This window comes from Terrisporobacter muris (genome assembly GCF_024621905.1).
GTDB classification, from domain to species: domain Bacteria; phylum Bacillota; class Clostridia; order Peptostreptococcales; family Peptostreptococcaceae; genus Terrisporobacter; species Terrisporobacter muris.
In genome coordinates this window covers 1-8,031 of sequence record NZ_JANKBY010000159.1, presented here as the reverse complement: position 1 = coordinate 8,031, position 8,031 = coordinate 1, and the positions used below count along the sequence as shown (strand labels likewise).

At 27.3% G+C, this 8,031-nt stretch carries 9 protein-coding genes; 2 read left to right on the top strand and 7 right to left on the bottom strand.

Annotation, left to right across the window (positions count from 1 at the left end; all coding sequences use genetic code 11):
• Positions 1–66: 66 nt before the first annotated feature.
• From NSA58_RS12265 to NSA58_RS12250, 4 genes are all read right to left on the bottom strand, one after another.
• Complete coding sequence (locus tag NSA58_RS12265) at positions 67–879, bottom strand: G5 domain-containing protein (protein WP_039680568.1); 813 nt, start codon at positions 877–879, stop codon at positions 67–69.
• Positions 880–1,073: 194 nt separating this feature from the next.
• Positions 1,074–1,388 carry a rhodanese-like domain-containing protein gene (locus tag NSA58_RS12260; protein WP_052233071.1) on the bottom strand — a complete coding sequence of 105 codons (315 nt, stop codon included), beginning with the start codon at positions 1,386–1,388 and terminating at the stop codon, positions 1,074–1,076.
• Positions 1,389–1,456: 68 nt separating this feature from the next.
• Positions 1,457–2,131: a uracil-DNA glycosylase gene (locus tag NSA58_RS12255; protein WP_257560509.1), complete on the bottom strand. Its 675-nt coding sequence runs from the start codon at positions 2,129–2,131 to the stop codon at positions 1,457–1,459.
• 15 nt (positions 2,132–2,146) lie between these two features.
• Entirely contained in the window at positions 2,147–2,524 is a 378-nt protein-coding gene (locus tag NSA58_RS12250) for a NusG domain II-containing protein (protein WP_039680566.1), read from the bottom strand.
• Positions 2,525–2,620: 96 nt separating this feature from the next.
• On the opposite strand from NSA58_RS12250, the gene NSA58_RS12245 reads away from it, so the two are divergent.
• Entirely contained in the window at positions 2,621–3,664 is a 1,044-nt protein-coding gene (locus tag NSA58_RS12245) for an FAD:protein FMN transferase (protein WP_039679800.1), read from the top strand.
• A 66-nt stretch (positions 3,665–3,730) separates the two neighbouring features.
• Here NSA58_RS12245 and NSA58_RS12240 read toward each other — a convergent pair whose 3' ends face one another.
• Entirely contained in the window at positions 3,731–4,363 is a 633-nt protein-coding gene (locus NSA58_RS12240; RefSeq protein ID WP_039679799.1) for a helix-hairpin-helix domain-containing protein, read from the bottom strand.
• 79 nt (positions 4,364–4,442) lie between these two features.
• Here NSA58_RS12240 and NSA58_RS12235 point away from each other — a divergent pair, with 79 nt between their 5' ends.
• Positions 4,443–5,741 carry a D-alanyl-D-alanine carboxypeptidase family protein gene (locus NSA58_RS12235; RefSeq protein ID WP_039679798.1) on the top strand — a complete coding sequence of 433 codons (1,299 nt, stop codon included), beginning with the start codon at positions 4,443–4,445 and terminating at the stop codon, positions 5,739–5,741.
• Positions 5,742–5,771: 30 nt separating this feature from the next.
• Here NSA58_RS12235 and argH read toward each other — a convergent pair whose 3' ends face one another.
• Both argH and NSA58_RS12225 read right to left on the bottom strand, forming a co-directional pair.
• The gene (argH, locus tag NSA58_RS12230; RefSeq protein ID WP_039679797.1) at positions 5,772–7,088 is read right to left on the bottom strand and encodes an argininosuccinate lyase; all 1,317 of its coding nucleotides are present in this window, start codon (positions 7,086–7,088) and stop codon (positions 5,772–5,774) included.
• Between the two features lie 71 nt (positions 7,089–7,159).
• Positions 7,160–7,999, bottom strand: a complete 840-nt coding sequence (locus tag NSA58_RS12225) for a Cof-type HAD-IIB family hydrolase (protein WP_074429115.1) — start codon at positions 7,997–7,999, stop codon at positions 7,160–7,162.
• Positions 8,000–8,031: the final 32 nt, after the last annotated feature.

Below are 8,031 nucleotides of genomic sequence, written 5' to 3'. Positions count from 1 at the left end.
AATAAATTAGGATATATTAGTATAGAAAAAAAGCCTTAAGGCGATTATCCACCTTAAGGCCTTTTTCTATTTAACAATATATATATCTATTGTTCTTTTACCCCAGCTATTACACTGAGATTCACTATTCATAAATATATCGATTTTATTACCTTTGATTCCTCCACCACAATCTTCTGCTATAAAATAATTACCAAACTGAGGTATATATACCTTAGTCCCATATGGTATTACATTTGGATCTACTGCTATAGTTCCCCATTTAGGAACTGTACCTGTAGACGTTATGCTATCACCACTATAAGCTGTAGCCGATACTATCATTTTCTTCCCTAAACTACTGTTCGCACTACTAGTCTTCTTACTAGCAGTTTTAACTTTTTTCTTTTCTTTTATCCCTTTTTTAATTATTTTATCCTTAGCCTTTTTTGTTGTATTCTCTTCTACTAAGGTTTTACTCACTAATTTACCATCTTTATATATAACTTCATATATAAGTTCTTTTGTACCATTTCTACCTTTTTGCGATACTTCAGTCTTTCCTTTTAATAAAGTTTTATCTTTTTTTATAACTGTATCATAAGGTATATCTTTTGTTTCAGTAATAGTCTTTTTTTCAACCTGTTTAACTTCTATTTTCATTCCATTTTTTAACGAAGTATCTAAGTCTTCACTAATTATGTCATTTGAATCGTAATCTATTTTATTTTCTTCGAGTACACCTTGTACGTCTGGTTGAAATGAATTAACTTCAATTTCCTGTCCGTCAACAACTAAAACAACTTCTTTGTTAAAGGCAATATAATTTGCTGTTACAATCCCCATAGATAATAGTCCCGATAGCATAATAGATTTTACTTTTCTATTTAGATAACTCAAACTATCTCCTCCTAAGTTTTATTTAACTTTAAATTATTCTTTCAAAGTTATTTTGTAACTAAATTGTAAACTATTTTTCACAGCTCGTCAACTTGACAAAAAATATAAAAAGTGCTTATCTAGTTTTTTCAACTATTTAAGCACTCTTTCATCAAAGTTCAACAATTAACAAAATTGTTACCTTTTATTTAAAATTATTTATATAACTCATATTTGTAATCTTTTATTCCATTAGCAAGACTATATACATTTTTAAATCCATCTAGTAGAAGAACTTTTCCTACTGTTATACTTTGATTTCCATTAACACAACATAGCAATATATCCTCATTTGTAATGCTTCTGATATATTCTAAATTATCATTTATCTCATTTGTAGGAATATTAATTGCATCGAATAAATGTCCTTCTAAGTAAAATTCTTCTTGCCTTAAATCTATTATTAATTGGAACTCTTTATTTTTTATCATTTTAATTATTTTTTTACTATTTAGTATATTAACTTTCATAATCAACACCTTACCTCCATATAAGATATTACTTTATATGATAAGATGTTACATAAAAGTATATTATTTTATATATTAGGTATTTGCCAATCAATAGGCTCCTTTCCTAATCTTATAAGTATGTCATTTATCTTAGAAAAATGTTTACATCCAAAGAATCCTCTATGAGCAGACAGTGGACTTGGATGAGGTGCTTCTAATATATAGTGTCTATTGCTGTCGATAAAAACTTTTTTCTTTCTAGCATTTCCTCCCCATAATACAAATATAACAGGGTCTTCTCTTTTATTTAATTTTTTAATTATTTCATCAGTAAAGATCTCCCATCCTTTATTTTGATGTGAGTTTGCTTCACCAGCTCTAACTGTAAGGGCTGTATTTAATAATAATACTCCTTGATTTGACCATGGAATTAAATAACCGTTATTAGGTATAAAGCATCCCAGGTCGTCTCTTAGCTCTTTATACATATTTAACAGCGATGGTGGGGTCTTAACTCCAGGTTGAACTGAAAAAGCCAATCCATGAGCTTGATTTTCCCCATGATACGGATCTTGTCCTAAAATCAATACCTTTGTATCCTTATAAGATGTATGTTTTAATGCTTCAAATATATTGTACATATTTGGATATATAATCTTACTTTTATATTCTTCAACAAGAAACTCTCTTAATTTTATGTAGTAATCCTTTTCAAATTCTTCTTTTAATAAATCATCCCAGTCATTTCCTAAATTAACCATTTTATCCTCCAAATCTTAATTAGATATAACATCTTCTTCATTTTCATTCTTATTATTATCATGTGTTGTTATTTTTATATGAATTTTATTCGGTAAACAAACTATACTTTCACTTGGTTTTGTTATAAATCCAGAGTTAACACATACTTTATCTGGACAGGATGCTTCTGTAATTTCAACTCCATGATCATGAATTTTAACGATATTATATCCTCCTTCACTTTTTATTTTAATTTCTTCATCATCATCAATACTATAAGTTTTATATAACTTATTATCAACATATATTTCTATATTTTCTCCTCTTTTAGTATTTAAAAAATAGTTAATACCAAAAGTAGTAACTATAACTAATAGAACTGCAAATATTAATATAAAGTCTTTTTTTTTCAACCTTTTACCTCCTAATCATAAATATTATTTGTAAATATTTATGATATAATTATAAATATCAAATTAAATATAACATAAAAAATTGGAGGAATCATTATGAATAAGAAAAAACTCCCAGTAATTATAGTTATTGTTATATTATTTTCTCTTTTTATGATAATTACAAATAAAAAAGAAGATAAATATTCAAGTACATATTATAATTTAGGAACTATAAATGAAATAACCTTATATGATATTACAAAAAAAGATGGAGATAGAATATTAAAAGAATGTGAAGCAATTTTAAAAGATATAGATAATAAAATGAGTTCTCAGATAACTTCCAGTGAAATATCTAAAATAAATAACAAGGCCGGAGATGCTTATGTAAAAGTATCTTCTGATACTTATTACGTTATAAAGGAATCTATAAACTTTTCTAGCCTGTCTAACGACACTTTCGACATTAGTGTAGGTCCTATAATTGATTTGTGGGCAATAGGCACAGAAAACGCAAAAATACCTGCTGAAAAAGAAATTAAAGATAAGCTATCTTTAGTTAATTACAAAGATATACTTTTAGATGACGATAATAACTCTGTAAAACTAGCTAAAAAAAATATGAAAATTGATTTAGGTGGTATTGCTAAAGGTTATGCCGCAGACAAAATATATGAATATTTAAAAGAAGAAAAATTAGAAAGAGCTTTAATAAACTTAGGTGGTAATATTTATGTTCTTGGAAACAAAGAAAACAATCAACCTTTCTCTATAGGAATTCAAGACCCAACTAAACCTCGTGGTAATTCCATTGGAAATGTTAAAGTTTCAAATAAATCTGTTGTTACGTCTGGAATTTATGAAAGATATTTAGAAAAAAATAATAAAATTTATCATCATATGCTGGATCCACACACTGGATACCCTTTTAACAATAATTTAAGTAGTGTTACTATTGTTTCTGATAAATCAATTATTTGCGACGCCTTATCTACTACAACCTTCGGTCTAGGTGTTGAAAATGGTCTAAATTTAGTTGAAAGTTTAGATGGTGTTGATGCTATTTTTATTACAAAGGATAAAAAAATATACCTAAGTAATAATTTGAAAAATAAATTCAATTTAACTGATAATAATTTTACTATTGTTAGTAAATAATAATCCTCATAAAAAATTTGCTTTGCTTGAACCAACTATCTTGTTCATATAAGCAAAGCAAAATTTTTACTTTACGCATATTAGATTTTTCATTTCTTCAAACTTTTTATCTCCTATTCCATTTACATTTTTAATTTCTTCAATAGATTTAAACTCTCCATTCTCACTTCTATGGTTTACTATTTTATTTGCTGTAGCTTCTCCTACTCCAGGTAGTTTATCAAGTTCTTCTATGGTAGCGGTATTTATATTTATTTGAGATGTTTTTGATGATTCAGCTTGATTAAAATTCCCCTCGCTTACAACCTCAGATGCGCTATCTTTAACTACCTCTCCTATTCTAGGGACTATATAATGCATTTCATCCTGTAATTTAATAGCCATATTTATACCATTTAAATCTGCTTTTTTAGTTGTTCCACCAACTTTTTCTACAGCTTTAGCAAGTCTATCGCCCTCATTTAAAGTCACTATTCCAGGTTTATTTACTGCACCACTAACATATACTGTTATTTTTTTATCAGTAATATTATTTTCTTCTTTTTTAATTTCTTGTTCTTCCATACTTTCATCTGATGATTTTTCTTCTTCTGTTAAAACATATATATCATCTTTAGATTCAAGTTTATCCTTGATAACTAGCCCTATTGGGCATATGAATAATATTAATATAAAAATAATTATTTTCTTCTTATTCACTATTTTTATCCCTCCTCAATTTAATTATTAACAAAAATATGATATACTAAAATACAAGATTAAAATTGGGAGGTTACCTATGAAAAAGTTTTTATCTTTTTTACTAGTATTTATTCTTTCTATAACAACTTTTTCAGGTCCAATTTCTGCATTTGCTGATAACAAGGATCTATCTATTTCTTCACCTAATTCAGTAGTATTAGACTACGAAACAGGTAAAGTACTTTACGAGAAGAATGGGAATAAAAAAATATATCCAGCATCAACAACAAAAATATGGACTGCTTATTTAGTTATAAAAAATGTAAAAAATTTGGATGATCCTGTTGAGATTCATAAGGATCCTTCTGTAGATGGTTCAAGTATGTATTTAGAAAAAGGGGAAATATTTACAGTTAGGGAATTATTACAAGGATTACTAATACATTCATCAAACGATGCTGCTGAAGTATTAGCTGAATATGTATCAAAATCTACGAAAACTTTTGCAGACTTAATGAACAAAGAAGCAAAGGCAATAGGAGCAAAAAATACTCATTTTAATAATCCTCATGGATTACCCGACAAAGAGCATTATACAACAGCTTATGATATGGCTTTAATGGCAAGGGAAGCTATGAGTAATGAGCTTATTAGAGAGATAGTTAGCACAAAATCAATAACGTTTGAAATGAATGATACACCTACTAGTAAACGTTTTATAAAAAGAACTTTCTTTAATACAAATAAGTTTTTAACTTCAACTGAAAAAATTCAATACAAAGGAAAGTCTGTAGATATAAAATACGATATAGTAGATGGAATAAAAACAGGTTATACTGATGATGCTGGAAGATGCTTATTGTCAAGTGCTGTGAAAAACGGTATGAGAGTTATCTCTGCAGTATTCAAAGATTTTGGTACAGATGTATATGTAGATTCTAGAACCCTTATAGATTATGCATTTGATAATTATTATAACCAAACAATAATCAACAAATCTGATTATACTAGGAGTAAAAGAGTTCTATTTACAAAAGAAAAAGAGCTACTTTATGAACCTGAATTCAACTATAAAATCGTTTTAGAAAAAGGTAGTAAGGCTTCTGAGAATTATACTGCTAAAGTTAATTTAGACTATAACCTCCCTGTTAAAAAAGGTGATAAAGTAGGTACTCTAGATGTATATAACGAAAAAACTTTAGAAAAAACTATAAATTTAGTGGCAAAAAATAACTTAAATAGTGTCTTTGGATTTATTACAGAAAACACTATTGTAAAATATTCACTTAAAGTTGCTTTAGCTTTAATTACTTTATTTATTATTTTTATAATTTCTAGAATAATAAAGAAAAGACAAATCAGAAAAAGAAAATCGAATACTTTCCGTAGAAAATAAAAAAATAAGATGGATAATCCATCTTATTTTTTATTTTAAATTTTTCTTTATACCTTTGTTTAATATATTTTCATAATCAATGAAGTCATATATTTCTTTATCAAAAACTTTTGAAAAACTATTTAATTCTTCTAGAGATAAATCTTCTATGGTTTTATTGTTATCTTCACAATAAATTACGATTTGCCCTACAATCCCATGAGCATCTCTAAAAGGTACATTTTTATTTACTAAGTAATCTGCTACCTCTGTAGCGTTTAAGAATCCACCTTTAACAGCTTTTTTCATATTATCTTCTTTAAGCTTTAATGTAGCTATCATTCTTTCCATTATTTGAAGACACATAGAAAGTGTATTTACACTATCAAAAAAACCTTCTTTGTCTTCTTGCATATCTTTATTATAAGCTAGCGGTAGTCCCTTCATAACAGTTAATAATGAAATTAAATTTCCATATACTCTTCCTGTTTTTCCTCTTATTAATTCTGCACCATCTGGATTTTTCTTTTGTGGCATTATTGAACTACCAGTAGAATATAAATCATCTAATTCAATAAATTTAAACTCTTGAGAGCTCCAAATTATTAGTTCTTCACTAAGTCTACTTAGATGCATCATTATTATAGAAAAGTCACTCATAAGCTCCAATAAATAATCTCTGTCGCTTACACCATCCATAAAATTATCCATAGGCTTTTTGAATCCTAATTTTTCACAAGTAACATTTCTATCAATATTATGAGTAGTTCCAGCCAAAGCCCCACATCCTAAAGGAGATTCATCTAAAATTTCCAAAGCATTATTTAATCTCTTACTATCTCTATCCAACATACTATAGTATGCCATAAGATGATGTTTAAAAGTAACTACTTGAGCTCTTTGCAAATGAGTATAACCTGGCATAATAATAGGATTATTATCCGCTACTTCCTTAAGAGTATCTTTTAGATTTTCCACATAAGAAATAATTTCTTTACACTTTTCCTTTGCAAATAATCTCATGTCTACAGCTACCTGATCATTTCTACTTCTTCCAGTATGTAGTTTTTTACCCACATCTCCTACTCTTTTAATTAAGTTAATCTCTATGAAACTATGAATATCTTCATAATTTCCAATAAGAGACAAGTTCCCATCTTCAATATCTTTTTCTATAGATTTCAAACCTTCAATTATTATTTTACCTTCTTCTTCAGTTAACAAATTAACTTTCACTTGCATATAAACATGGGCTAAACTTCCCTCAATATCTTTTTTGTATAAGATTGAATCAAAACCAAATGATTTATTAAATTCCTCCATTAACTTATTTTCTTCACTTCTAAAACGTCCTCCCCAAAGTTTCATTCATTTTCCCCCTTTAATACATGAAATTTCACATTAGTTTATATTTCTTATAATAGTATCATAAGTCTTATCTACGCACTAACAACTTTTTGTAAAACTAAACTATTAATAGCTTTTGCTACTCCACTCTCTCCATTTCTACTAGTAACATGATTAGCAATTTTTTTCACTTCTTCTTCTGCATTTCCCATTGCTACACCAGTTCCTGCAAATTCTATCATAGACAAATCATTGTAGTTATCTCCAAATGCTATAATACTTTCTCTATCTATTCCTAATAAATCCGATAGATACTCTATAGCCTTTCCTTTATGACTACCTTCGCTCATTATTTCTAAATTATTTTTCCATGATGATGTAATTTCTATTTTTTTTATGGATGTTAAATCAACTCTAGCTTGATCTAATAATTCTGTTTTTTCCATTTCCATAATATTAAACTTTAACACACTGCTATTTTTAATATCTTCTCTTAAATCTTTTTTAAATATTATTTCAGTCTTATCAGAGAAATTTTTTGCAATAAATTCTTTCATAAATATCATTTCTTCTTCAGTTTCATATTTTTGAAGTATTTTCTCATCTGTATAAATCTGATATCTAAGGTTATATTCTTCTATAATATCCATTATTTTCAAACATATATCTCTATCTATAAAATTTGAATATAAAACTTTATTTGTGATTGGATGCTTAATTATAGATCCATTAGAGGATATTATAGGCATTACATCCTCTAGAAAGTTTACATGATCTTTAGCTGAGTCATGAAATCTTCCTGTTGCAAAAACTACTTTAATCCCCATTTTTTCTGCTTCTTTCAAAGCATTCTTATTTTCATCTGTAATTTGATGATTTTCTCCTAAAACAGTTCCATCCATATCTGTCACTATTAATTTATAATTCTTCATAATAACTTTACCTCTTTTTTATTTAGTTATGT